The 22,871-nt window shown below is 35.7% G+C and carries 22 protein-coding genes; 19 read left to right on the top strand and 3 right to left on the bottom strand.

What is annotated here, in order from left to right:
- Positions 1-4 precede the first annotated feature (4 nt).
- From yaaA to dnaA, 3 genes are all read right to left on the bottom strand, one after another.
- A complete protein-coding gene (yaaA, locus tag LACWKB10_RS02980) occupies positions 5-214 on the bottom strand; it encodes a S4 domain-containing protein YaaA (RefSeq protein WP_052060258.1) in 210 nt (69 codons plus the stop codon).
- 227 nt (positions 215-441) lie between these two features.
- A complete protein-coding gene (gene dnaN / locus LACWKB10_RS02975; protein WP_034978617.1) occupies positions 442-1,572 on the bottom strand; it encodes a DNA polymerase III subunit beta in 1,131 nt (376 codons plus the stop codon).
- Positions 1,573-1,744: 172 nt separating this feature from the next.
- A complete protein-coding gene (gene dnaA / locus LACWKB10_RS02970; protein ID WP_034978615.1) occupies positions 1,745-3,112 on the bottom strand; it encodes a chromosomal replication initiator protein DnaA in 1,368 nt (455 codons plus the stop codon).
- A gap of 456 nt (positions 3,113-3,568) precedes the next feature.
- Between dnaA and LACWKB10_RS02965 the strand changes: the two genes are divergently transcribed.
- The 19 genes from LACWKB10_RS02965 to LACWKB10_RS02875 all read left to right on the top strand — a co-directional run bounded on the left by LACWKB10_RS02965 (position 3,569) and on the right by LACWKB10_RS02875 (position 22,804).
- On the top strand, positions 3,569-5,218 hold the full coding sequence (locus tag LACWKB10_RS02965; RefSeq protein WP_034978613.1) for a PRD domain-containing protein: 1,650 nt from the start codon (positions 3,569-3,571) through the stop codon (positions 5,216-5,218).
- A complete protein-coding gene (locus LACWKB10_RS02960; protein ID WP_369792480.1) occupies positions 5,215-5,658 on the top strand; it encodes a PTS sugar transporter subunit IIA in 444 nt (147 codons plus the stop codon). The genes LACWKB10_RS02965 and LACWKB10_RS02960 overlap by 4 nt, the downstream gene beginning before the upstream one ends.
- Positions 5,659-5,660: 2 nt before the next feature.
- Complete coding sequence (locus tag LACWKB10_RS02955) at positions 5,661-5,945, top strand: PTS sugar transporter subunit IIB (protein ID WP_034978611.1); 285 nt, start codon at positions 5,661-5,663, stop codon at positions 5,943-5,945.
- Positions 5,946-5,947: 2 nt separating this feature from the next.
- On the top strand, positions 5,948-7,207 hold the full coding sequence (locus tag LACWKB10_RS02950; RefSeq protein WP_034978610.1) for a PTS ascorbate transporter subunit IIC: 1,260 nt from the start codon (positions 5,948-5,950) through the stop codon (positions 7,205-7,207).
- Between the two features lie 4 nt (positions 7,208-7,211).
- Positions 7,212-7,949 carry a sugar isomerase domain-containing protein gene (locus LACWKB10_RS02945; RefSeq protein WP_034978608.1) on the top strand — a complete coding sequence of 246 codons (738 nt, stop codon included), beginning with the start codon at positions 7,212-7,214 and terminating at the stop codon, positions 7,947-7,949.
- Between the two features lie 309 nt (positions 7,950-8,258).
- Positions 8,259-9,002 (top strand): MurR/RpiR family transcriptional regulator, encoded by a 744-nt coding sequence (locus LACWKB10_RS02940; protein ID WP_052060256.1) that lies wholly within the window; start codon positions 8,259-8,261, stop codon positions 9,000-9,002.
- A gap of 115 nt (positions 9,003-9,117) precedes the next feature.
- Complete coding sequence (locus LACWKB10_RS02935) at positions 9,118-9,438, top strand: PTS lactose/cellobiose transporter subunit IIA (protein ID WP_034978606.1); 321 nt, start codon at positions 9,118-9,120, stop codon at positions 9,436-9,438.
- Positions 9,428-9,754 (top strand): PTS sugar transporter subunit IIB, encoded by a 327-nt coding sequence (locus LACWKB10_RS02930; protein ID WP_034978604.1) that lies wholly within the window; start codon positions 9,428-9,430, stop codon positions 9,752-9,754. The genes LACWKB10_RS02935 and LACWKB10_RS02930 overlap by 11 nt, the downstream gene beginning before the upstream one ends.
- Positions 9,738-11,024, top strand: a complete 1,287-nt coding sequence (locus tag LACWKB10_RS02925) for a PTS sugar transporter subunit IIC (RefSeq protein WP_052060255.1) — start codon at positions 9,738-9,740, stop codon at positions 11,022-11,024. Before LACWKB10_RS02930 ends, LACWKB10_RS02925 begins: the two co-directional genes overlap by 17 nt.
- Positions 11,025-11,036: 12 nt before the next feature.
- On the top strand, positions 11,037-12,062 hold the full coding sequence (locus tag LACWKB10_RS02920; protein ID WP_034978602.1) for a tyrosine-protein phosphatase: 1,026 nt from the start codon (positions 11,037-11,039) through the stop codon (positions 12,060-12,062).
- Positions 12,063-12,218: 156 nt separating this feature from the next.
- Positions 12,219-12,500, top strand: a complete 282-nt coding sequence (locus tag LACWKB10_RS02915; protein WP_034978600.1) for a hypothetical protein — start codon at positions 12,219-12,221, stop codon at positions 12,498-12,500.
- A 243-nt stretch (positions 12,501-12,743) separates the two neighbouring features.
- Positions 12,744-12,884: a 50S ribosomal protein L34 gene (rpmH, locus tag LACWKB10_RS02910; protein ID WP_003549412.1), complete on the top strand. Its 141-nt coding sequence runs from the start codon at positions 12,744-12,746 to the stop codon at positions 12,882-12,884.
- Positions 12,885-12,936: 52 nt separating this feature from the next.
- Complete coding sequence (gene rnpA / locus LACWKB10_RS02905; RefSeq protein WP_034978598.1) at positions 12,937-13,305, top strand: ribonuclease P protein component; 369 nt, start codon at positions 12,937-12,939, stop codon at positions 13,303-13,305.
- Position 13,306: 1 nt separating this feature from the next.
- On the top strand, positions 13,307-14,170 hold the full coding sequence (locus LACWKB10_RS02900) for a membrane protein insertase YidC (protein ID WP_034978596.1): 864 nt from the start codon (positions 13,307-13,309) through the stop codon (positions 14,168-14,170).
- A 104-nt stretch (positions 14,171-14,274) separates the two neighbouring features.
- Complete coding sequence (gene mnmE / locus LACWKB10_RS02895; protein WP_034978595.1) at positions 14,275-15,660, top strand: tRNA uridine-5-carboxymethylaminomethyl(34) synthesis GTPase MnmE; 1,386 nt, start codon at positions 14,275-14,277, stop codon at positions 15,658-15,660.
- Between the two features lie 10 nt (positions 15,661-15,670).
- Positions 15,671-17,569, top strand: a complete 1,899-nt coding sequence (gene mnmG / locus LACWKB10_RS02890) for a tRNA uridine-5-carboxymethylaminomethyl(34) synthesis enzyme MnmG (RefSeq protein ID WP_034978593.1) — start codon at positions 15,671-15,673, stop codon at positions 17,567-17,569.
- 276 nt (positions 17,570-17,845) lie between these two features.
- Complete coding sequence (spxB, locus tag LACWKB10_RS02885) at positions 17,846-19,657, top strand: pyruvate oxidase (RefSeq protein WP_034978591.1); 1,812 nt, start codon at positions 17,846-17,848, stop codon at positions 19,655-19,657.
- Between the two features lie 113 nt (positions 19,658-19,770).
- Positions 19,771-21,156 (top strand): NADP-dependent phosphogluconate dehydrogenase, encoded by a 1,386-nt coding sequence (gene gndA, locus LACWKB10_RS02880; RefSeq protein ID WP_034978589.1) that lies wholly within the window; start codon positions 19,771-19,773, stop codon positions 21,154-21,156.
- 91 nt (positions 21,157-21,247) lie between these two features.
- A complete protein-coding gene (locus tag LACWKB10_RS02875) occupies positions 21,248-22,804 on the top strand; it encodes a ClC family H(+)/Cl(-) exchange transporter (RefSeq protein WP_034978587.1) in 1,557 nt (518 codons plus the stop codon).
- Positions 22,805-22,871: the final 67 nt, after the last annotated feature.

Raw genomic sequence — 22,871 nt, 5'->3', positions numbered from 1 at the left:
AATGCTACCGCAATTCGTAAGTTTCTTGATTAATTTCAAGCTTATCGCCAGAACGCAACTTCTTACCCCGGCGATTTTCCTTAATTCCGTTTAATAAAACTGGATTATCCTGCAAATACCACTTAGCCTGACCACCAGAAGAAATGATACTTTCTTTTTTTAAAAATTGACCCAGAGTAATATATTCACTCGTTAACTTTATTTCTTTGATCATAACCACCTTCGCCACTTTAAATACCTATAATAAGTATATTCGTTTCACAAACAAAAAACAACTAAAAGCCCATATAAAGCCATATAAACGGATTTTTCCAAAATAAACAATTCATAGTGATCGACATTAAAAATAAACCAGCAAGCTTTTTTGGTCGATTACAAAAATTTGACTACAAAAAAAGTCATCAAATGATGACTTTTTATCTTTTGTGGTTTTGACAATGATTAAAATGTTCTAACTGGTGTAATTAATTGAACAAAATCAATATCAGTTTTATCTGGATTGACAGTAAACGGACGCAGTGGCTGCGTGAAATCCATAATGACAGAATCTGTTACTGAAGCTTTTAGTGCGTCTCGCAGGTAATCCGGGTTGAACGAAATCTTTAGATTGTTACCTTCAAGTTTCTTAAAACTAACGTCTTCTTCCACATTACCAATTTCTGCTGACTCACCGGACAATTTTGCACTTTGCTTTTCGGTATCTAGCGTTAAATCGACCACATTATTGCGTCCTGCATGTGTCAACAGACTTGCCCGGTCTAATGCACTCGAAAGTTCCATTAAATCAAATTCTACAGTTGTTGTACTGTCAGTCGGAATTAAGCGCTCAGTATCAGGATAACTACCTTCAAGTAAGCGTGAATAAAACAGAATATTGCCAATCTCAAAAAGTACTTGATTTTCACCAGGACAAACTTTAATTTCCGGATCGGTTTCACCAATAATTCGTGCTAATTCAAGTAAACTTTTTCCAGGTATAATCAGATCCGTTTTAGCTTGCGGTCCATTTTCCAAAGTCAATGCTCGACTAGATAATCTGTGTGAGTCTGTTGCTACAGCATGGATTTTGTCTGGACTAAAAGTAAAGTGTACTCCAGTTAACACTAAACGGCTTTCCTGTGTTGCAACTGCAAATTGGGTTTCGTTGATTATTTCACGAAAAGTTTTCCCCGAAATAACAAAAGAGGACTCGTCTGGAATTTCCGGTAATCTTGGATAGTTATTGGCATCTAAACCATTGATAGTAAATTCACTGTTTTCAGAAATAATTTGTGTTTGAAAACTTTCTTTAACTTCTAATGAAAATTCTTTTCCTGGCAATCGTCTGATGATCTCGCTGAAAAATCGAGCTGGTAAAACAATTGAACCTGTTGATACGACTGTTAAATCTTCACTTACCGGTATTTTGATCTCAATTGAAATATCAGTGTCACTGCCTGTTAGAAGTAATTCATCTTCAGTTAAATTAATTTTAATGCCACTAAGAATAGGAATAGTTGCTCTTGAAGAAATTGCGTGCATTACATTGTTTAAATTGTCTAAGAAAAGATTTCTGTTTACTGTAAATTTCATTTGGTGCCTCCTGTTGTTTTGTCTGTTTCCTTTATATTAATTATATATTTAATTAGTAGTATTAGTAGGTCCTGTGATTTCTGTTGAAAAGTTATACAGTTCTTAAAATAACGTAATTATTACGGTTAAGAAGATGTGAACAAGTTCGTTACTTATCCACAATTAATAACTTTTAGCGATCAAGCATTTGTTTTAAATCAAATACTGCAGTTTTGATATCAGCATTTGTTTTAATTTCCCGACTGATTTTTTCGTAAGCATGCATCACTGTTGTATGATCTTTGCCACCGAATTCCTGTCCGATTTTGGGAAGACTGGAATCTGTCAATTCGCGTGACAAATACATTGCAATTTGTCTGGGAACAACGATCTGTCTAACGCGCTTTTTACCTTTCAATTCATAGGTTGAAGTCTGGAAATAGTTAGCAACAACTTCTTGAATTTTAGAAATTTGCAGTCCTTGATTCTTTTGAACTAGTTTGAGATCTGCCAAGGCTTCTCTAGCCAAATTAACATTGATATCTTCGTGTTCAATTGTGGCATGTGCCTGAACTTTTACCAGGGCCCCTTCAAGTTCACGAATATTGGTATCAACTTGGGAAGCTATATAGTCGAGTGTATTATCATCTATTATTAGATTTTCAGCCTCTGCCTTTTTACGTAAAATCGCGATGCGCGTTTCCAAATCGGGAGGGGTAATTTCGACTTGCAAACCCCAGGTAAAACGAGATACCAGTCTTTCTGACAGATCAGGAATTTCAGTAGGAAGGCGATCACTTGTCATGACTATTTGTTTTTGATCATTGTAGAGAGTCTCAAAAGTATGGAAAAATTCTTCTTGAATACCCTCTTTTTTAGCGAAAAACTGAATATCATCTACAAGCAGCAAATCGCAAGTGCGATATTTTGCACGAAATTGATCTTGAGTTTTGTTTTTGATTGAGTTTATAAAATCATTAACAAAAGTTTCGCTTTGAATATAAACGACTTTGGCATTGGGACGCTCTGCCAGCATTTGATGTCCGATAGCTTGCATCAAGTGCGTCTTTCCAAGCCCTACGCCACCAAAAATAAAAAGAGGGTTGTAAAAGCTGCCCGGACTGTCAGCAACTGCCAAGGCTGCACCTGCAGCCAATTTATTGCCTTCACCCTGAACAAAATTGTCGAACGTATACTTTTCGTTAAGCTTAAGATTACGGACAAATGCATTTTCCATTTGAGGTCGCGCATTTTCTGACATTGAGTCTGTTTTTGGCTTAGGTGTTACAAGGCGCTCAGTGCTTTTGTCACCTTCAATTTGAAAAACTGGCATGACTTCAATATTGGCATAGCCGTAGGCAGATTGAATCAGTTGTGAGGCCAAATTTTTTTCCCAATACCCTTTGGTTACAGGATTTTGCACGGCAATTTTTAGTTCATGAGTTTCCTTATTATAAGAAATTGGTCTTGTATTTTTAAACCATGCATTATAAGCAACTTCATTAAAATGTTCACGCATCTCACTGTTAAAATGATGCCAAAATTTATTAATGTCAAACAAAATAATTCCCTCCGCGTACGTTAAGCAAAACTTATTTTACCATCTAATAAAAATGTTTTCCACAAGTGCACAAAAAGAATTCAGAATTAACAAGCTGTGGATATAATTTACAGAAAAATACACAAAAACTAAGTAAATTTGAAATACTTTTTGCTTATTTACATAAGTAGTTGTGGAAATCTTTTGCTATAACAGCAGTGTTTTTAACAAAGCGTGAAACATAATATACACATGATGTGTAAAACTTTTTAAACAGGCTGTAGATTGTGGATAAAACTGTGCAAAATACTGTGACTTTGATTTTGTGGATAAGTATTTAGTAAAAACTTTAAACAAAAAAAGTACTTCTTACGATAAGATTTTTGGGTGTTCAGTTTTTCCAGTACAAATTTGATTTTTCTTTGTTCTTCCTGAGATGAATGCAAATTTATAACATTGAATTAGAGGGTGATATTCTTGGATGCAAAAAAACTCTTAAACAGTAAAGAACGTAAATTTTACATTTTAGCCCGAATGATCAATGGAGAAAATGTTAGCTATCAAAAATTGTCTGATGATTATTTTGTTTCCCGCAGCAGTATTGCAAATGACATTATTAGTATCAAAAAGAGACTATCTAAGGATAATATCCCTCTGCTTTTTAATAATTCTGGATCATACATTGGCGGAGGTGAAATAGATAAACAAAAAATAATAAAACGAGTCGTAATTGATTTGTTAGGTAATAAGGAAGGAAAGCAATTAATTAGTTTATATATTGATAGTAGATTGCTGAAAACCATTTTTAAATTATTTCATCAAAAATTACAAGCTTGGAAACTTGAAGTTCCAGAAAATAATATAGGCGATATTTCTATTTCTACAGCAATATTAGTTTTCAGAGGTATGAATGGATATCAAATTAGTTGGAAAAAGAAGGATCAGCTTGACAGCGTATTGATGCAATTTGATAAGTATCCTTTAGTTTACCAATTGTTGAAAACCGTGGAAGAAAGCGAAATATATCATTTTAATGATACGGAAATGCAGTACCTTTATTACATAATAATTGGCAATGGCTTTAATTTTTTCATGAACAATGGACAAATTCCTGCTGAATTTAAGTCAGAAGTGAAGCAGTTAATAGTTAATGTTAGTGACAGCTTAAATATAGATTTAACAAAAGATTCATCATTATTAGAAAAATTATTAGTGCATCTTTATCAGATGAAACTGCGGCTTGAATCAAAAACTACGGTTATCAATCCTTTATTACAAGAAATTAAAAATAACTATCCTGATTTATATGGAGTAGTTTGGTATGCATTGAGTGAATTTAGTGAAAATAATCATTTAGTTGTTTCTGATGATGAAGTTGGTTTTGTGACATTGCATTTTCAGGCGGCCGTTGAACGTAATAAAGAAATAAACAGAATTCTTTTCGTCTGTCCAAATGGTATAGGAATGAGTTCCTTAATTTGTGCAAAAATGAAAAGAATATTACCAGCCGCAGCTTTGACTGAGGTTACTTCTAAGCATGATTTGGTAAAAAAAGATTTGTCGAATGTTTCATTGATTATTTCAACTGTTAAATTAAGTGAACAACATGTACCTGTAGTGAATATTTCACCTATTATGACAATTTCAGATATGAAGAAAATTGCCAGTTCTTATATTGATGTAGTGACAAAACAAAGTGTTGAAAAAAAAGACGAGCATATAGTTATTAATGATGTCGGACCTTTCTTAAAGGGAAACATATTTTTTATGGATGAAAAAGTAACTGATAACATCATTGATGTCTTATTAAAAAGTGGTACTTGGAATGATGAAAAAAGTTTTGAAAGTTATAAAAAATCACTGAAAAAACGTGAAGAATTACAGTCTACCTATATCAGTAACGGTTTTGCCATACCTCACGGCGATCCTAAATTTATTACCAAGAGTTCTATTGCTGTCGCGATTTTAGATAAACCTGTCAACTGGGGAAATAATCGTGTTGATATTATAGCAATGTTAATGATTAAAAGAACTGATAAAAAAATAGTTGAACCATTTATGAATCTAATTATGCATGGAATAAAAAATAAAGAATGGTTTATTTCAAAAATGATGGAGGTCAAATAATAGTGACATGTTCTTTGTTTAATGAAGATAACGTTCAAATAATAGATAGTGCTATGAATTGGAAGATTGCATTACAAAAAGCTAGTGAGCCTCTATTAAAAGCAAATATTATTACGCCAAAATATGTTGCGAGCATGATTGAGAGCATTAAAAAAAATGGACCCTATATGGTCCTGACTGATTATTTTGCTCTGATGCATGCCAGACCAGGTGATGGTGTTAATAAAATGGGTATGAGTTTACTGGTTTCACGTAACCCAATTGATCTTGAAGGTAAACCAGTCAAAATCTTTTTGGTAATGGCTGCAATTGATAATACTAGTCATTTACAAAGTTTGCAGAAAGTTATTTCGATTTTTATGGATAGAGAATCTTATAAAACTATTTTGAGTGCAAATAAGTCGGCAATTGTTTCAATGTTTAAGAAAGTAAAGGGTTAAGTATGAAAATTTTAGCAGTATGTGGTTTTGGAGTTGGCAGTTCAATGGTTTTAAAGATGACATTGGAAAAAGCAGTTAAAGAATTGGGACTAGATGCTGAAGTAAAGAATACAGATATTGCATCAGCTAAAGCAGAACAAGCAGATGTTTACTTTACCAGTGCTGAATTAAAGCCAGATCTTGAATCATCAACAGACAAACCAGTTTATGCAATTAAACGATACATGGATAAAGATGAAGTCCTTAAGGCAATGAATGCATTTTTAGCAAATAAGAAAGGTAACTAACTATGGACATTCTAAAATTTATTTCAAATAATATTCTGCAAGATCCACCTGTTTTGCTTGGGCTAATTGCAATGCTAGGGTTAATTGTTCAGAAAAAGCCCATTGCAGAAATAGTGAAAGGCAGTATGTCAGCTGCCTTTGGTATGATAATTCTTACTGAAGGTGTAAATATGTTAACTGGTGTGGTATCAGCAATTAATACTGCTATTCAAACCAAAATGGGTATTACAGTTGCAAAAGGCATGACAGATATTACCTTCACAGCTCAATATGGCGGAGATGTTGGTATGGCTATGTTTTTAGCACTTGTGATTCACATTTTGATTGCCAGATTCACTCCAATAAAAACCATTTTCTTAACTGGTCATATGCTTTGGTGGGTTCCTTTTGTTATTGTAGCCGGTGGTGTAGAAGGTGGATTAAGAGGCATTAATTTAATTGTTATGAGTGCTATCCTTTCTGCACTATACTTTTCGATCGCTCCGTGGATTATGCGGAAGTACGTTTGGGCGGCTACTGGTGATGACTCTTTCTTAATTGGTCATCCGACAACAATACTTTCATTAATTTCAGGTTTTGTAGCAAAACATGTTGGTAATAAGAAACATTCTACAGAAGACTTGAATGTTCCAAAGGGGTTATCTTTTTTCCGTGATATTTCAATTACGGGTGGCATAGTAATGTTTACGGTAGATATTATCGTGGGCATAATTGCCCCTACATTGGTTCCAAAAGGCAGCAATTTGTTTACTGTTGCATTAAATGCCGGTTTAACTTTCGGCGGCGGATTATTGATTCTGCTTTATGGAGTACGCTTGCTGGTCAACCAGATTATTCCAGCCTTTCAAGGAATTTCTGAAAAGCTGGTTCCAGGAGCAAAGCCCGCTTTTGATGTGCCGATTTTGTTCAACTACAAGCCTAATGCTGTGATTATAGGCTTTCTTTCTGCCTTTATTACTTCAACTATTCTGGTGCTGATTGCCAATGTAACTAATCTTTTTGGAATCTTGATTGTGCCGTTGATGATCACAAGCTTCTTCGAATGTGGGGGAGCAGCCGTAATAGGTGAAGGACAAGGTGGAATTAAGGGTGCAATTATTGGTACCGCAGTTGCATCTGTTGCCATGGTAGCCCTGGTTGGAGTCTCAGCTATGATGATGGGAAGCACAATTAGAAACTGGATCCTTATTTTTGGAGGAAATGACCTTTCTTTATGGAGCATTATTAGTAAACTTATTGGAAGTTTGTTTGGAGGTATTTAATAATATGTATCGCTATATTGATAAAGTTGAAAGCATTCTTGACGCAGTGAAGAGAGACGAAAGGGATAATATTGAAAAAGCGATAAAAATAATTACTGAAGCAAACATTAACAAGAACTCTATTTATATATTTGGTGCCAGTCATGCAGGTATATTGGCAGATGAGATGTACTATCGTGCCGGAGGAATGATAACAATTAATGCCATATTTGGTAGAGAGGTAATGCTTGACAGGAAACCTATTACTTTTACTAGTAAAATGGAAAGACTTGAAGGCTACGGCTCTGCACTGGCTAGTACAGTGAATTTTAAACAGAATGATGTCTTAATACTTCATTCTGTTTCTGGAAGAAATCCCGTTATTATTGACCTTGCACTTGCTGCCAAAAAACTGGGCGTAACAATTATTGGGTTGACTAATTTAAAATATTCAAAATCAGTAACAAGCCGGCATTCATCAGGAAAAAGATTATTTGAAATTGCAGATGTAGTAATTGATAATCATGGTGATATAGGGGATGCTGCATGTTCTATAAAAGGTACGGAGCAAAAAGCAGGGCCAACTTCTACTGTGGTAGGTGCAGCTATTTTAGATAATATTGTTGTAGAAGCAAGTCAAAGATTAATAGAACATGGAAATAAAGAGGCTCCAATTTTTTATTCAGCTAATATTGATGGGGGAGATCAAAAGAACAAAAAACTAATTAATGAATACCGTGATATGATTCATTATCAATTTTAGATGAAAAAAGCGTATATTTGAAATAAGTCCCAAAAGTCAGACAACTTTTGGGACTTATTTTGTTTCTTTTAATGGGTACGCGTTTTATTTTACGAAGAATATATTATTTTATCTAATTACTATTGTTTTGATTATAAGCACTTAATATTAGAAAATGTATTTTTAGTTTATTTTTATTATACTTTGATATTGTTATGACATTGTTAAAGCTAAGAGTCATATGAACATGTTTTCATAACTTGTTTACATATTAATTAAGTTTACAGTCATCTTAAGTAAAATTTTGATTATGTAAAGAAGGTAAATTTAATGAATTTTGAAGAACGAGTTATTAGTCAATCAATAAATTTGACAGATTTAGAAGATAAAATTGTTAAGTATTTTTTTAAAAATAAGGAACATATTAGTGATTTAAAAATTACGTATTTGGCTCGCCAATTTTATACTTACCCTAATACAATTACCAGGCTTTGTCATAAGTTAGGGTATACGGGATTTTCAGACCTAAAGAGTTCAATTAAAAATGAAAATCTGGGAAACATTAAAACGGAAGATTACGAGCAGAAGGAATTACGAATAAACTTAGAACTAATCAATCAGATGAAAAGCGAAAAAGTGTTAGATAAGTTGGTAAATGCCAAAAAAATCAATTTTTATTCAATGGGCCAGACTGCTTACGCAACAAGGCTTGTGGTAGGCAATTTCTATGCACTTGATTATAAGTCGTTTTTTTATGATTATCCGAACGACCTGACTCACATCATAGGGCGTGAAAATGACGATGTTTTCTTTTTAATTAGTCTTTCCGGTAACAAAAAGCAATTGATTGAATTGGCCAAGGAAATTAAAAGTCATGGCAACTTCCTGATTACATTAACTCATCTTTCAATCAATCCTTTAGCGAAATTGGCTGATGAAAGGCTTTATTGCTATTCTCCCGATAAAAGAGTGGATGATTACAATGTTACTGATAAAACACCGATATTACTTGTGATGAATGATTTATTTAAAAAATACGCTGAAAAATTAAATAAGAAAATAACAAGTGTGTAATATTACACACTTGTTATTTTTTTAAGGGATTACGAGTGTACTTTTCCAAAAAATCAAGGGTAAAAAAATGTAAGCGCTTATAATTGCATTTGAAACAACAAAGGGAGGCGTAAAGATGAGTGATGAGCAAGTAATAATGCAATTAATTTCACAAGGAGGTAGTGCCAGATCTAATAGCATTGAGGCAATTAGAAAAGCCCGTGAGCGAGATTTAAAGGCTAGTGAACTATTAATGCAAAAAGCGCACGATGATCTAGTCAAAGCACATAACTTACAGACTAAGTTGTTACAAAAAGAAGTTAATGGTGAGGGTGAAGCACCAACTTTATTAATGGTACATGCACAAGATCATTTAATGAATGCAATGACAGTAAATGATTTGGCAAAAGAAATAATTGCAATTTTAAGTTCAAAGGAGACAAAAGATGACTTATAAAATTATGTTAGCCTGTGCAGGCGGTTTTTCTACAAGTATGTTAGTGACACAAATGAAAAAGGCAGCTAAGAAGGAAAACATTGATGTAGAAATTAATGCTGTAGCTGAATCTGCTCTGAATAATTATGATGATTTGGACATTATTTTACTCGGACCGCAAGTTGGACATATCAAGCCTGAACTGGAAAAAGAATTTTCAATTCCAGTCAGAGTAATTGACCAAATGGATTACGGAATGATGAATGGCGAAAAAGTTTTAAATGATGCAATGAAAGTGTTGAAAGAGGCGGGGAAAGCTAATGACAGCAGCAAGTAAAACTAATCTAAGTAAATTACGAGATAAGATACAAACAGGAATGGGCAAGTTCCAGCGTAACAAATACGTTTCTGCTATTGCTGGTGGTATGATGGCTATTCTGCCTGTTTTAATGGTAGGATCATTTGCTTCAATATTTTTCAGTTTAAATATAGGCCCATATCAAGCTTTCATTACTCAAAGTGGTTTAAAAAATATTTTTAATATTATTACAGCAGTTACTACAGATATCTTATCAATATATGTTGTTATTTCATTGTCTAATAGTTTAGCAGCAGAACTAAAAGTCGATAAGTTTATGTCAATAATCTCTTCTCTTGTCGCTTTTTTATTGGTTACTCCAATGCTAGTTCAAAAAGGTAAATTTATTGGACTTGATATGAATTACATTGGTTCACAAGGGATGCTTGTTGCAATGGTAGTAGCACTAACTGCAACCAGATTATTTGCACTTTTTGCTAATAACAAGCATTTGGTAATTAAAATGCCGGATAGTGTTCCAGAGTTTGTTTCAAAGACTTTTGCTTCCATGCTACCGATTTTTTTGATTACAATAATTTATGCAATCGTTAATTTCTTGTTTGCTTTGACACCGTACCATAACATTGATGATATGATTATGAAATTGATCCAAATACCACTTCAGGGTTTAGGTTCAAGTCCGTTTGCAGCTTTGGTTTTGGTTTTCTTCGCTGAATTTTGCTGGTTTTTCGGAATACATGGTACGATGGCAACAACAGCCGTATTATATACATTGTTTTATCCGTTCGATGTGGCTAATTTAAATGCATTTAAGGCAGGAGTAGCCTTACCTTATATTGTGACAATGACATTCATTACTAACCAAAAGGGCCCTCGTGCACTAGCATATGCGATTTTATGCTTGCGTTCTAAGAGTGAAAGATTACGTTCACTTGGTAAAGTAGGTTTCATCCCAGCCTTCTTTGGTATTAGTGAGCCGTTTAAGTTCGGTATTCCTATGGTTTTAAATCCATTGGCTTTTATTCCTCTGACTATGGGTGGAACTATTAGTGTGGCCGCTACATACTTAGCAACGTATATAGGTTTAATCCCAAGACCTAATGGTATCCCTGTACAAACTGCTGGGACACCAGAATTCTTTAGAGCCTTTCTATTAGGCGGTTGGCGTATGGTCATTTGGCATGTCGTCCAATTGTTAATTCTACTTGCAGTATGGTATCCGTTTATGAAGCTAATTGATAAACAATGTTGTAATGAAGAAGCAGCTAAGGCACAAACTGCCGAGTAAAGGGGGAAATAGATGATTTCACAAGTTGAAGTTAAATATCTGAATCAGAATAACTATTCATTAAAATGGAAGAGTGCTAAAAGTGTGGCAATCTATTTATTACCTCGACCTGATGAAGAAGTATCCGAATTTTTAACGGAAACAAAGGCAAATCATGCAGAATTTAAAATAACTAAATATTACCGGCCTTATTTTTTGCTAAAGGATGAGGATAATCAAATAATTTATACTAACAGAGTTTTACCACTTCAAGGAAGTAATAATTTTCGTGATTTAGGAGGTTATATTGGTGCAAATGGCAAACGTGTTAAGTGGGGTAAACTTTTTCGTTCAGATCACTTGCATCGTTTAACTGAACACGATAAAAAAGTTTTAGATGGTATCGGAATAAAAACAGTGATTGATTATCGCAGTAAAGATGAGTATCAGTCACAGCCGAATCAAACTTGGTCAACTTTGCAACAGACTGTGCATTTAGTACCTGAAGCACAAAGAGCAGTTTTAGCAGCAAAGGCAGGTAGTACTAAAGAAAAGGTACGCCAACTAGTACAACGTGAGGTTGATAAAAATGTTAAGTTTGATAATTCTGGTAAAACAATGATTGATCAGGGGAAAGACTTTGTTCGGCTAGATGAAAATAAAAAGATTTATCGTAAGATGTTGACTGTTGTTTTAGACGAAAAGAATATACCACTTGATCAGCATTGTCGTGGTGGCAAGGATCGGACTGGTTACGGTGTAGCCCTGATTTTGTATTTACTTGACGTAAATATGGATACTATTCTAGAAGATTACATGTTAACTAAAACTTTGCGTATTCAAAGAAATAAAAGACGAATGGCGCAGTATGCAAACGAAACTAGTGATCAAAATGTGTTAGATTACCTGTTTTCCATGCTTGATACCAGGTCGGAATATCTGGAAGCGTCGTTTGCTGAAATGATTAATATTTCAGGTAGCATTGATTCATATTTAAAGAATGAATTGAAAATAAGTAAAAATGACGTTGAAAAATTAAGAAATATGTATTTAGAATAAGTTTTATATCTTTATATTTTATATATAGTATAAAAAATTAAGTCCCGAAATTATCTGATTAATTGCGGGATTTTTTAAAAGTACCAATAAGCGTATAATTATAATAAATTAAAACATTTTTATTTTATTAAGTTTATACTGCTAAGAAGGTATTATATGAATTATCAAGATTATGTTGAGCTAGGCTTAAAAGATGATGGCAATTTAAAGCTGATCCTTAAAGGAAATGTAGAAAATAACGGTCAGAATAAGATAGGGGTCGTCAGCGTTATTTACATTACAAAAGATGTTGCAAAAGCTAAACAAAAGATAAGTGAATTAAATGCCAGTAAAAAAGAAGAAGACTATTACATGGTTTATAGCTGCCCTTTAGATAAATATTTACCAGATCTCGGGCACTATCCGTCAATTGAAATTACGCAAGATGACTTGTCCTAGAAAAAGTTCTAGATATTAAAGGTAAAAAATAAAAACAGCTTGCATCTTTGAAAGAGGAAAATAAAGATTAAAAGGTTGACCAAGCACTTTAATGGAAAAGGTTAAAATCTATTAGAACGAGACTGTATATTCAGGTAATAAATTCGCATTTTTTTGTCTTTTTACTTGGTTTTTTACTTTAATCATGGTATTCTAGATATTAAATTGTGCAGTCTGCATACAAAAAATTGGAGGTGTAGTTTAATGACAACTAAAAGAACTTACCAACCTAAAAAGCGTCACCGTTCAAGAGTTCATGGCTTTATGAAACGGATGAGTACATCTAATGGCCGTAAGGTTTTGGCTAGACGCCGTGCAAAGGGTAGAAAAGTCTTATCTGCTTAAACCACTGAAATCCCAGTGGTTTTTTTAATTTATAAGAGTGGAATGAAACGTTTTGAGAAAGTCTTATCGTGTTAAAACAGAAAATGATTTTCAAACAGTTTTTAAATCAGGTAATTCAATAGCAAACCGGGCTTTTGTTATTTATCAACTAGAGAAACCGGAAAACGAACATTTTCGCGTTGGTATTTCTGTTGGTAAAAAGGTCGGACATACTGCTGTAGTTCGTAATCGCCTCAAACGTTATATTCGTGCAGTTCTTACTGAAAATAAACCTTTAATTAAGCCGCATATTGATTTTTTAGTGATTGCTAGGCCATATGCACGTAACTTTAGATGGGATGATGTTCGTAAGAACCTCTTGCATGCACTCTTTTTAGCCAATATAATTGAAGAGATACCGAATAAAGTTGAGGAAGATTAGAGTGAAAGACATTTTAACTAAAAAGAATGTCAAGCGTCTACTTGTGCTGCTTACAGTAGTTGCATTAGCAGTTGTATTAACAGGATGTGCGTCAAATGCTAAGCCGGTGCCTATTTCTCATACAAGTGGCAGCTGGTGGAATCGCTGGGTCATTTATTACATGTCCACGTTTTTGCTGTGGCTGTCTAAACTGGTAGGCAATAACTATGGCTGGGCAATTATTATCTTTACGATCATTGTACGGCTAATTTTGTATCCACTTAGTGCGATTCAGATTAAGAGCACTACTAAGATGCAAAAAATTCAGCCAGAAATAGATGCTTTGCGTAAGAAATATCCTGGCAGCGATACCGAATCTAGAACTTTGCTGTCGCAAGAAACAAACAAACTCTATAAGGAAGCTGGAATTAATCCTTATGCTGGCTGTTTGCCGTTAATTATTCAGTTACCGGTTATGTATGCATTGTATGGTGCAATTTGGCAAACGCCGCAGCTGCAAACTGGCCACTTTATGTGGATGGATTTAGGTAAGCCAGATCCATACTTTATTATGCCAATTTTGTCTATGATTTTGACTTTTATATCAACTTATATCAGTCAGTTATCCACGCCTAAAGAATCACAAACTTTGTCAACCAAGATTATGACTTATGGTATGGCAATTATGGTTGGTGTAATGGGTATATATTTCCAGTCAGCTATTGTAGTTTACTGGGTAATTTCCAACCTGTTCCAGGTAGTTCAGACTTTCATTCTGCAAAACCCAATTAAGTATCGGCGTGAACTGGAAGAAAAAGAACGCCAGGAGCGCGAACGAAAACGGCAGCTAAGAAGAACGTATAAACGATTAAAACGTAGAAAATAATGTTAATCTAAATTAATGATTTAGATAAAGTAGTCAAAGTGCTTTATCCATCGTGATTATTCATGGTGGAGTAATGCGCTTTTTTTATTGAAAAGGAGAAAATCATGGCACAAACTTTAACGGAGTTTGATACGATTGCAGCAATTTCAACGCCAATTGGTGAAGGTGGAATCTCTATTGTCCGCATGTCTGGTGAAGAAGCAGTTAAAATTGCCAATAAGGTTTTCAAGGGTGCTAATTTAATTAAAGTGCCTACACACACTATTCATTATGGTTATATAGTTGATCCTGCAAGTGAGCAAGTCATTGACGAAGTTATGGTGTCTGTAATGCTGGCACCTAAAACTTTTACCAGGGAAGATATTGTTGAGATTAACTGTCATGGCGGTATTGTTGTCACTAACCATATTTTGCAGCTATTATTAAAAAATGGTGCGCGCATGGCTGATCCTGGTGAATTTACTAAAAGGGCGTTTGTTAATGGCCGCATTGATTTAACGCAAGCTGAAAGCGTAATGGATATTGTTCGTGCTAAAACTGATAAAGCCAGACAAGTGGCTGAAACTCAGCTGCAGGGTGGTCTGCTTGAGAAAATTAGGGCAATGCGGCAGGAAATTTTAGATACACTAGCCAATGTAGAAGTTAATATTGATTATCCTGAATATGATGCAGATACTGTCACAGCCAAGCAGATGACGAGTGTTTCCCAGACAGTTATTGCTAAAATAGACAAATTGCTTAAAACAGCAAATGAAGGAACGGCGTTACGTAACGGCCTGGCTACTGCAATCATTGGTCAGCCTAATGTCGGAAAATCATCTTTGCTTAATTATCTGACTCAAAGCGATACGGCTATCGTGACCGATGTTGCAGGTACGACCCGTGACACATTGGAAGAATATGTTTCAGTTGAAAGCGTCCCCTTAAAATTAATTGATACTGCAGGTATCAGACATACTGATAATAAGGTGGAAAAAATTGGGGTTGAACGTTCTAAAAAAGCACTGGCAAAAGCTGATTTAGTTTTGCTCTTGTTTGATTCAAGTAAGGAATTATCCTCTGAAGATTATGCTTTAATTGATGCTACTAGCGGGAAAAAGCGTATTGTCATTTTGAATAAAACGGATTTGGGACAAAAAGTTTCTGCTGCTCAGGTTAAAAAGTTGACCAAGAGTCCAGTAATCGCTATTTCAATCTTACAGAAACAAAATCTTGATCAGTTAGAAGATGCAATTAAGGAACTGTTTTTCCAGGGTATCGAGAATTCTAATGATCAAGTTATGGTAACTAACCAGAGGCAAGTTGGTCTTTTGGAAAAGGCCAAAAAGCAGCTTCAAGATGTCGTTCAGGCATTAAAAGACGAAGTACCTTTAGATATTGCCCAAATAGATTTCAACGGTGCCTGGGATACTTTAGGCCAGATTACAGGAGAAAGTAGTCCTGATGAATTAGTTAATGAATTGTTTAGTCAATTTTGTTTAGGAAAATAGGTGTAAGTTAATGATTAAAAGTTATGACTCAAATGATTATGATGTCATTGTAGTTGGGGCTGGTCACGCTGGCAGTGAGGCAGCTTTAGCTAGTGCCAGAATGGGTCAAAAGACATTGCTTTTAACAATTAGTCTGGATATGGTAGCATTCATGCCCTGCAACCCATCAGTAGGAGGTCCTGCCAAAGGTACGGTGGTGCGTGAAATTGATGCTTTAGGCGGTCAAATGGGTAAAAATATTGATGCAACTTATATTCAGATGCGCATGTTAAATACGGGTAAAGGACCAGCTGTAAGAGCATTACGTGCACAAGCCGATAAATGGCAATACCATGAACAAATGAAAAAAGTGATTGAAGAGACGCCCAATTTGACTTTAAGACAAGCAACAGTTGATGAACTGATTGTCGAAGATGGTGTTTGCAAAGGCCTAATTACTAATACTGGGGCTAAATATCACGCTAAAAGTGTTGTTCTAACCACTGGTACGTCAGCTCGTGGCCGCATTTTTATTGGTGAATTAAATTATTCTTCCGGACCTAACAATACAGTTCCAGCAATTAAATTATCAGAGAATCTGGAAAAATTAGGATTCAAACTGCGCCGTTTTAAAACCGGTACGCCTCCACGCGTTAACAGCAACACCATTGATTACTCTAAAACTGAAGAAGAACCTGGTGATAAAGTTCCACGTCATTTTTCTTATGAAACTAAAGATGAAGACTACCTCAAAAATCAGGTTTCCTGTTGGATGACATACACCAATGAAACTACACATAAAATAATCAATCAAAATCTGACCCGGTCCCCGATGTTTTCAGGAGAAATTAAGGGAGTAGGACCGCGTTATTGTCCGTCAATTGAAACTAAAGTTGTTCGTTTTGCGGACAAGCCTCGTCACCAGATTTTTCTAGAACCGGAAGGGAAAAATACTAAAGAAGTTTATGTTGGTGATTTTTCAACCTCAATGCCTGAAGAAATACAGTTAAAGATGTTGCATTCTGTTGCTGGTCTTGAAGATGCGGAATTGATGCGGCCTGGTTATGCTATAGAATACGATGTAATCGATCCCTGGCAGTTAAAACATACCTTGGAAACGAAAAATATCAAAAATTTATTCACCGCTGGACAAATGAATGGTACATCCGGCTATGAAGAAGCAGCGGGGCAAGGACTAATTGCCGGTATTAATGCCGCTTTGCGAGCTGCTGGTCAGCCTGGATTTACATTAGGTCGTGATGAAGCTTATATCGGCGTTTTAATAGATGATTTAGTAACTAAGGGGACAGAAGAGCCTTATCGTTTATTGACTTCAAGAGCGGAATATCGCCTGATTCTGCGTCATGATAATGCTGATTTGCGGTTGACAGATTATGGTTATCAGCTGGGCCTAATATCTGAAGAACGTTATTCCAAGTTTTTGGCAAAGAAAGAACAGATTGCTCAGGCAGCTAACGCAGTTAAAAAGATTACGGTTCACCCCACTAAAGAAGTACAGAAATACCTTGCAAGTATAGGAGAAGAGAAGCTCAAAGCTGGTGTTAAGGCTGATGTTTTCTTAAGAAGACCCAAGGTCAAAGTAGTGGATATTGAACGCTTGACGGGGATGCATATTTCAGATGAGCGTTATGTCAGAGAACAAATTGAAATCAACATTAAGTATGCTGGCTATATTAAGAAGGAGCAGCAGCAGATCAATAAATTGCACAAACAGGAGGCAAAGAAAATTCCAGCTGACATTGATTACGGTGCAATTGATGGCCTTGCAACAGAAGCACGTGAAAAGTTTGCAAAAATCAGACCTGAAACAATTGCCCAGGCCGAGCGTATTTCGGGGGTTAATCCGGCAGACATGGCGATTTTGAGTGTTTATGTGCAAAATGGTCGCTATGTTAAAATTCATAAATAAATTTAGTAAAAACTTAAAAATTATAAAAAATATTTTTCTTTAAATAATGCACACAAAAGAATGCACAAATTTTGTCGTAATGATCAAATAATCACAAATATGATTATTGCTATTACCTAAAAGTTATAAATTAATTGCTTAACTTTGTGAAGATAATATTTTTACAAAGCGCTTACACCTTGTGATAATCGTTAATTTTGCTCACTTGAAATTGTGAAATTATATGTTTTAATACAATATGTAAGTAAACATGTATTTAAGGAGATGCACTTTAAAATGGCAAAAATTAATGGCGCAAATGCCATGCTCCAAGTTTTATTGGACTGGCATATTGATCATATTTATGGTTTTCCGGGTGGCTCATTTGATTCAACAATGAATGCTATCCATGACTTTAAAGGTAAGATGAAGTATATTGAAGTTCGGCATGAAGAGGCCGGTGCTTTAGCAGCTTCAGCTGAATATAAGTTAACTGGTAAGGTCGGCGTATGCTTTGGTTCAGCTGGCCCTGGTGCTGTTCACTTGATGAACGGTTTGTATGATGCAAAATACGACAAGGTTCCTATGGTAGCTATTGTAGCTAACGTTCCAACTAGTCGTCAGGATATGGATTTCTTCCAAGCTTTTGACGAAAAGCCTTGGTTTGATCCGGTTGCTGTTTGGAACCACCAAGTTAAGCGTGCAGAGCAAATTCCTTCAATGATGGATGAAGCAATCCGTCAAGCTTATGCTAAGAAGGGTCCAGCTGTCTTAATTCTTCCTAAGGACTTTGGTTGGGATAAGATTAATGACAATTACCGTGTAAATTACAATGCATTGCAAGCAATTCCTAACTATGCAGCTCCAAGAAAAGACGAAGTTGAAGCAGCTGTTAAGCTTCTTGAAGAAGCAAAGAATCCAGTTGTATACTTCGGTCTAGGTATGAAGGGACATGGCGATGTCTTAGAAAAATTCGCTGAAAAATTCAAGACTCCATTAATGTCCTCAGTTATGGCTAAGGGTGTCGTTGAAGATAAATTCCCAGCTTACATGGGTTCAATTGGTCGTGTCGCTCCTAAGACAAGTGATGATATTCAAACTCATGCAGATGCCGTTATCTGGGTAGGTAATGACTCACCATTCTCATTGTTCTTCTTTGACCCTAAGGCTAAAGTTGTACAAATTGATGTTGATTCAGAAAAATTAGGCAAGCGTCACGCTGTTGATGTTCCAATTTTGGCTGATGGTGCTAAGACTTTACAAGCTATTATTGACGCAGGTCAAGCTCGTGAAGAGTCACCACTTTACAAAGCTGCTATTGCAGACCGTCAAAACTGGGAAGAATGGGAGCACAGCTTTGATAATTCAGACGAAATGCCAATTCGTCGTGAACCAATCTTTGATATTATTAACAAATATGCTGCTGATGATGCACAATTTGCTATTGATGTTGGTAACATCAACATTGACTTCCAACGTTTAGTAAACTTGCATGATGATCAAACTTGGGCAACTTCTGGCTTGTACGCAACTATGGGCTTTGGTTCACCAGCTGCTATTGCTGCTGCAACTGCTCGTCCAGAACGCGAAGTTTGGAACTTGAGCGGTGATGGTGGTTTTGCCATGATGAGTCAAGAATTGTTGACTGAAGCTCGTTACAACTTGCATATCTTAAACGTTGTCTTTACAAATGACACTTTGGGTTACATTGAAGCTGAACAAGTTGACGAATCACACCAACCATTATCAGGTGTTATTATGCCTAACAATGACTGGGCTAAGGTTGCTGAAGGTATGAACGTGAAGGGTGTAACTGTACGTACTAAGAAGGAATTCGAAGATGCAGTTAAGGAATTCAAGCAAATGGATGGACCAATGTTAATTGATATTAAGTTCACTCATGACATGCCTTACTCAACTGAATTGAATACTCTTGATGACCCAGAATTTGTTAAGAAGTATCAAGCTGAAGGTTTGAAACCATTTAGCTACTTTGCTGATAAGTATGGCTTGGTAGAAGATGCTGCTTCAGGTGCTTCAGAAGCTGAAGAAGAAGAACCTGAGCCAGAACCAGAGCCTGACACAACTTCAGGTGCTTCAGCTCACTAATTAATAACCATATATATTGGTTTGAAAAAAGCGAAACTTTTGAAAGTTTCGCTTTTTTGCGGTCTTACAAGTATAATGATAGAGTATGAAACTTAAATGATGGAGGACTATAAATGCAACAGTTTGGGATTATAGGCTTATCTGTAATGGGTAAGAACCTTGCTTTGAATGTAAGAAATAATGGCTTTTCCGTTTCTGGCTTTTCTATTGATAAACCAGAAGTAGACGCTTTTGCTAAATATGAAGATGATAAGTTGAAGCCAACATATTCTTGGAAAGAATTTGTTGATTCTTTAGAGAAACCCCGTAAGATTTTAATCCAAATTGCGGCTGGTAAACCAGTTGATGAAACTTTACAAAAATTATTACCACTTTTGGATGAAGGCGATATTTTGCTTGACGGAGGTAATTCAAACTTTCACGACACTAACAGGCGCTATCATGAAATGGAAAAACATGGTATTCACTTTATTGGCATGGGCGTTTCAGGCGGTGAAGAAGGTGCTTTAAATGGTCCTGCATTGATGCCGGGTGGAGATGAAGATGCTTATAAGAAAGTAGCTCCGATTTTAGAAGCAATTGCAGCTAAAAACTCTGAAGGTCATCCATGCGTTAGTTTCATTGGACCTGAAGGCAGTGGTCATTATGTCAAGATGGTACATAATGGGATTGAGTATGGTATCATGCAGGAATTTTCTGAAGTATATGATATCTTACGTAAAGTGGCTGGAAAAACAAATGATGAAATGTCAGCTATTTTTGCTCACTGGAATGAGGGAATAGTTCAGGCTTATTTAAGTGAAATTACTGCTGAAGTTTTAAAGCAAAAGGACGATTTAACACCTGATCATGTAATTGATCATATTCTGAATGTTGCTTCTTATAAAGGTACAGGAAATTGGATGCTGGAAGATGGCGTGCACTTAGGTGTTCCAATCAGTGTTATTGCAGAAGCTGTTATTAGCCGTTTCATGTCCAAGGCCACTACACGTGAAGGCAAGGAAATAAAGTGGAACGGTGAAGTTCCACAGGACTTAGTTGATAATTTAGGTAAAGCATTGCAATTAAGCCAAGCTGTTGCTTATGCTCAAGGCTTCCAGCAATTAAAAATGGCTGCAGATGCATATAACTGGGACTTGCGTTATCCGGCTATTGCCCAATCCTGGGAAGCCGGCTGTATCATTCGTTCATCAATGCTAAAAGATATTGAAAAAGCATTTGCTGAAGGTAAAAAACTCGACAACATGTTCCAGGACCCTTATTTCAAGGATTTGATGAATAAAAACATTCCTGCACTCCGCGCAGTGATTGAACTTGCTACTAAAGCTGGTATTCCTACTCCAACATTGAGTGCTTCACTAAATTACTTGGAATCAATATTTAACCCAAGTCTACCAGCAAACTTGATTCAGGGTCAACGTGATTACTTTGGAGCTCATACTTACTTTAGAAATGATCGTGAAGGCGTTTATCACACTGAGTGGTATGAAGAAAAATAAATTGTTACACGTGTAACTACTAAAACCAGTTAAAGTTAAGTCTTAACTGGTTTTTTGCTAATATTAAATCATATTAATAAGCGGGGGTAATATGAAAGATAAAAAAGAACAAATAAAACTTTTACTGGAAGCTATGTTAGTCGGACTATTCAGTGGCTTTATAGTAGGTTTCTTTCGCTTTGGCATAGGAAAGATGACGAAGCTGTGGCTTAATTTGTTTCACGTGGCACATCAGAATGCATTATGGTTCATCCCGATTGTTATTGGACTTGCTTTAGTAGGATTAATTGCCGGTTATTTTGTTAAAAAGTATCCTCATGTTGGTGGATCGGGCATTCCTGAAGTTAAATTGCAACTTGCAGGAAATTTAACTTTAAAGTGGTGGCCCACATTGTGGCGTAAAGTTATTGGTGGCATTTTGGTAATCAGCACAGGCTTGTTTTTAGGCCCTGAGGGGCCTTCTTTACAAATAGGTTCAACTATCGGTCAAGGCATTGGAGAGGCCACTAAGGAGTCAAAAACAAATTCTAGGGTGTTGTTAGCGACAGGAGCCGCTAGTGGATTAGCTGCAGCTTTTGGAGCCCCATTAAGTGGTGCTTTATTTGTACTTGAAGAAGTTTTTCATAATTTTTCTCCACGAATTTGGTTAAATGCACTTGCAGGTGCTTTAGTGTCGGATTTTGTTGTTTCAAATATTTTTGGTCAAAAACCGTCATTGTCTCTTGTTTATCGCCATAGTTTTCCAGTAAAACTATATGGCTACTTACTTGTCTTAGGTTTGATTTTAGGCTTATCGGGTCATCTATATAAAGTTGGTTTATTTAAAGGGAAAAAGACATACGCAAAAATTACTTTCTTGCCAAGTTGGCTGTATGGATTAATTCCACTGACACTATTAATTCCGATCGCTTATTTTTTGCCCTTAATCACTGGACCTGGTAATCGTTTAATTTTAGCGCTGCCACGTATTATTCGTCATAGTAGCTGGAAAATAGTTGGATTACTATTGTTTTTCTTCATTGTTAGAATTATTTTTTCCATTATTTCTTATGATTCAGGACTACCAAGTGGTATTTTCTTGCCCATATTAACAATGGGTGCTGTGATTGGTGCCAGTTACGGTCTTATATTAGTTCAATTACATTTATTGCCGGCAAAATTAGTGATAAACTTGATTATTTTTGCAATGGCCGGATTTTTTGCAGCTGTAATTCGTGCTCCTTTCACGGCAATAATGTTAATTACTGAAATGGTAGGATCGTTACTTCATTTAATGCCACTAGCAGTTGTAGCTTTTATTGCACTTTTGGTTGATATGCTCCTGAATGGTGACCCAATTTACGGTACCTTGGCTCGTGCAATGTCGTCGAAAAGTAAAAATCATGTTCCTGTGATATCTGGTAAAACAGATCAACTGACTGTGCCGATTTATGAGGACAGTCAATTAGCAGGTAAAGAAATTATGCAGGTGAAATGGCCTAAACATACATTGGTTAAGGCAATATATCGTGATGGTCAATATGTAGTTCCCAATGGCCAGTCTATAATTAAAGCAGGTGATTCTTTGGTTTTAACTCTTGATGCTGGGCAACGAGGACATGTTTTTAGTCAGATAAAACGAATGCAAAAAGTAGAATATGATGGCTAAATGGTGTAAAGAAAATCATTAGATAAACTTCCATTTTTATAACAATTTTAAAAGCTAATAAATCTAC

Origin of the sequence: Lactobacillus sp. wkB10 (assembly GCF_000760615.1) — a bacterium.
GTDB classification, from domain to species: Bacteria; Bacillota; Bacilli; order Lactobacillales; family Lactobacillaceae; genus Lactobacillus; species Lactobacillus huangpiensis.
The sequence above is the reverse complement of the archived record's forward strand: the minus strand, read 5'-3'. Positions and strand labels throughout refer to the sequence as shown.